Origin of the sequence: Kytococcus sp. HMSC28H12, assembly GCF_001816045.1 — a bacterium.
GTDB classification, from domain to species: domain Bacteria; phylum Actinomycetota; class Actinomycetes; order Actinomycetales; family Dermatophilaceae; genus Kytococcus; species Kytococcus schroeteri.
Genome location: NZ_KV824504.1, coordinates 1 through 3938, shown reverse-complemented (window position 1 = coordinate 3938; position 3938 = coordinate 1). Strand labels below are relative to the sequence as shown.

General features: G+C 74.2%; 2 protein-coding genes. Both read right to left on the bottom strand.

Translation table 11 applies throughout. The features are described 5' to 3' along the window. On the bottom strand, window positions 1–2458 hold a 2458-nt coding region (locus HMPREF3099_RS07300; protein WP_070705376.1), incomplete at its 3' end, for a GNAT family N-acetyltransferase. Continuing rightward, window positions 2455–3938: lysine N(6)-hydroxylase/L-ornithine N(5)-oxygenase family protein (locus tag HMPREF3099_RS07295; protein ID WP_070705375.1), on the bottom strand; the 1484-nt coding region annotated here is incomplete at its 5' end. The genes HMPREF3099_RS07300 and HMPREF3099_RS07295, both read right to left, overlap by 4 nt.

Below are 3938 nucleotides of genomic sequence, written 5' to 3'. Positions count from 1 at the left end.
TGGGGAGGGTGCCGGAGTACAGCAGGGAGGGGCTCTGGTCGGCCAGGTCCACCATCTGCAGGGTGTTGCGCAGCTGCAGCCGGTTGAGGCACGAGTGCGCGAACTCGCCGGCCAGCAGGTCCACCCAGTGGTGCTCGGGGAACTCGGACCGGTGCTGCTGGACGCACTCGCGCACCAGGCCCCAGAACTCCTCGCCGGTGAGCAGCCCGTCGGCCTCCAGGCGCGCTGCCAGGAAGCGCAGCACGCCGTCGTACACGTCGGTGAACACCGCCAGGGCGGCCTCGTCCGCCGGCACGTCCACCACGATGCGGCGCGCCTCCTCGGGCACGGCGGCCGGGTCGCCCCCGGCCCGGGGGCCGGCGAACACGGCCACCTCCTCGCCGATGTCCTTGAAGACCGCGCGCACCGGGGACCCGTCGCGCCACACCATGATCACGTTCTCGGTGTGCGGCATGAAGGCCAGGCGATGAACGGTCAGGCAGTGCACCACGGGGCGCAGGTAGGCGTGCAGCAGGCGGCGCACCCACTCGGCCGGCTCCAGCCCGGAGGCGCGCACCATCGCGCTGGCCAGGTGGTGGCCGGCGTGGTCGGTGTGCAGCACCGCGGCGAGCGTGCCGAGGGTCTCCCCCGGCTGCAGCTGCGGCACCGGCGACTCGCGCCAGAGCGCGGCGAGCATCTTGCGCTGCGCCGGCGCGGGACCGGACAGGTTGGCCTCGTGGTAGGCGTCGCCGGTGTAGCCGATGGCGGCCAGCTCCCGGAGCACGGTCAGGCCGCAGCCGCCGCGGGCGGTGGGCAGCGCGTCGGTGCGGTCCGGGTGGGACGGGTCCCCCGCGAGCGCCGGATCGCCCGAGACCACGGTGTGCACCCAGTCGTTGATGGCCGGCGTCACCTGCATGTACGCCGGCGAGAGACCGCGCAGGAAGCCCATGTTCTGCACCGAGAGCGCGGTCTTCACGTAGCACCGCTCGGGGGCGTCGGTGTTGAGGAAGGTGCGGATGGACTGCTGGGCCTGGTAACCGTCGGCCGGCCCCAGCGGCACGATGGCGCCCCGCGCCACCTCGGGCGCGAAGGTCACGGCCACCTTGTGCTCCCACTGCCAGGGGTGCACCGGCAGGTAGAGGTAGTCGGCCGGGTCGTGGCCCGCGGCGCGCAGGGTCGCCGCGAAGCGGTCGCGCGTGGGGGCGTCGAACTCCGCGGCCCAGTGCGCCTCCTCGGTGCGACCGGCGCCAAGAGACAGGTGCGCGGCCCCGCGGGCCACGGCCAGCCACAGCACCTCCACACGCTGCCCGGCCTCGGGGGCGTAGCGCTCGTGGTCGGCCAGCGACCAGCCGATGCGTCCGTTGTTGGCCACGAACGCCGGGTGGCCCTCGGTCATGGCGGCCTCCACCTGCTGGAAGTCGGCGCCCACCAGGTCGGCCGCCGGCAGGGCACGGTGCACGCGCTTCCACGCGGCGCCAGCCAGCGTGGCGGCCACCTCCTCCAGGTAGGTGCCCAGCAGGTGGTCGGGGATGCCGGCCCGCCGCCGCACCCGTGTGACCAGGCGCTGGGCGTCGACCTCCTCGGACACCTCACCGCGCACCACCTCGATGCTGTCGGGGTCCACCACCCAGTGCTCGAGCGCATGGCGGGTGGCGCGGTAACGGTAGGTGGCGGCACCGTCATCGGAGGTGACCGCGTACCAGCCGTCGCCGAGGTCGGTCGGCTCGAGGATGCGCTCGTGGGCGAACTCGCCGAGTGCCTTGGCGGCCACGTGGCGGTGGGCCCACCGCATCGGGCCGGGGGCCAGGTGCGGCGGGGTGAGGGAGACCGCCGCAGGCCGGCGGGACGACGCTGCGGGAGCGGTGGGAGAGTCGGCGGGGAGCACGTCCACGAACTCCTCGCGGCGCAGCAGCGAGAGCATCGCGCTCTTGGGGTTGCCCCCGTCGGTGAAGGTCACCTCGCCCAGCTCGCGGAACCCGACGCGCCGGTTGAGCGCACGGATGCGGTCGTTGCCCACGTCGGGCTCCACCACCACCCGGCGGGCACCGTGGTGGCCCAGGCACAGGTCGCGCACCACACCGGTCATGGCCGATGCGGTGAGCCCCGGCCGGTGCGCGGGCTCACCCGTGGCGTCGGGCGCGGGCGGGGCGACGAGCAGGTGCATGCCCCAGTCGCCGTCCACCAGGTCGAGGCCCACGGCGGTGGCCTGGTCGGCCAGCGGGTGGCGGCGGGGGTCGTAGGTCTCGGCCAGCACCATCGGCTCGCCGTCCACCGTGCCCAGCCAGGCCCACTGGTGGTCGGCGGCGTCCACCGCGGCGTAGTCGGCGGCCACGCGCTCCACGGTGTGCTCGGAGGCGCCCCAGAAGTGCGAGCGCGGGTGGGCGAACCACCGCTGCAGCAGCGGCGCGTGGGTGTCGACGAGCTCGCCCGTGAGCTCGGTCCAGGTGACCACGGGGCCCTCGATGCGGGTGGGGCTCATGCCTGGTCCCCTGCCTCGACGGAGGCGGCATCGGTGGGCGTGACATCGGTGGACGCGGCCTGGGTCCCAGCGACCAGGCCGGACCCGGCGGACGGAGCGCTCGGGTCCGGCGCGCCGAACTGCTGGAAGGCGATCTGCTGCTCGACGGCGAACAGCTCCCGGCCGGTGAGGTCGTTGAGCACCTGCGCGGCACGCCACGGGCCCATGCCCAGGTCGGGCGCCGACAGACCGTGCGTGTGTTCCTCGCCGTTGAGCACACGGATGCGGCGGGCGGCGTCCACGGTGAAGTCCAGCGCCACGTCGTACCGGCCGTCGGGCAGCCAGGAGATGCGGTCACGCACCGGCTCCAGGAAGTCCGGCACCCAGTGCTCGTACCCGGTGGCCAGGACGGTCGCGTCCGAGGTGGTGGTGAAGGGGGTCCCGGTCTCGGTGTGGCGCCAGGCCAGGTGGGCGGTGTCGCCCACGAGCTCGCTGGACTCCAGGGCGCAGGCGGTCCGCATGGTCACCGGCAGGTCGGCACCGTGTTCCACGCGGCGGCGGTACAGCGCCTCGTGGATGGCGTTCACCAGGTCGCCCGAGATGCCCTTGTACAGCGGCAGGTTCTGGCGCCCCAGCCGGTCGCGCTCGGACTGGGGCAGGCCGTGGAAGTAGCGCGTGTACTCCGGGGAGGTCATCTCCAGGGTGAGCTTGGTGTACTCCATCGGGAAGAAGCGGGGCGAGCGCGTGAGCCAGCTGAGGTGCTGCCGGCCCAGGTCGAGCCGCTCCAGCTGGTCGAGGAAGATCTCGGCTGCCGACTGCCCAGAGCCGATGACGGTGACGTGCTCGGCGCCGGCCAGGTGCTCGCGACGGTGCATGTACTGCGAGGAGTGCAGGTGGGCCGCGGCCCCGGGGGCGTCCTCGCCGACGAGGGCCCGGGCCGGTGCGGGCACGCGCGGCCGGGTACCCGTGGCGAGCACGAGGTGTCGGGTGAGGTCCGTGCGCTCGGTGGCGTCGACGGCTGCGGTGCGAGGGGCGGCCGCGGTGGCGGAGTCGGTGCCCTGGTCGACGGGGCAGCCGTCCGCGCCTCGACGGCTCGCGACGGAGGTCACCGCGAACGCGTCGGCGGCCTCGTCGAAGACCACCCTCACCACCTCGCGGCCGAACTCCACGGTCGGCTCCCCGGACGGGGCGCGCAGGCCCTCGGCGACCCAGCGGCAGTACGCGTCGTACTCGGCGCGCAGCGGGGCGAAGTCCTCGCGGATGTAGAAGGGGTACAACCGGCCGGTCTGCTTCAGCCAGTTGAGGAAGCTCCACCGGTTGGTCGGGTCGGCGAGGGTGACGAGGTCGGCCAGGAAGGGCACCTGCAGCGTCGCCCCCTCGATGAGCATGCCGCCGTGCCAGCGGAACCCGGGGGCCGCGTCGAGCACGCGCAGGTCGAGCGGGGCTGCACCGCCGGACGGCGCGCCGGCACCGCCGCGCGGGGCGTCTGCGATGCCGTCGG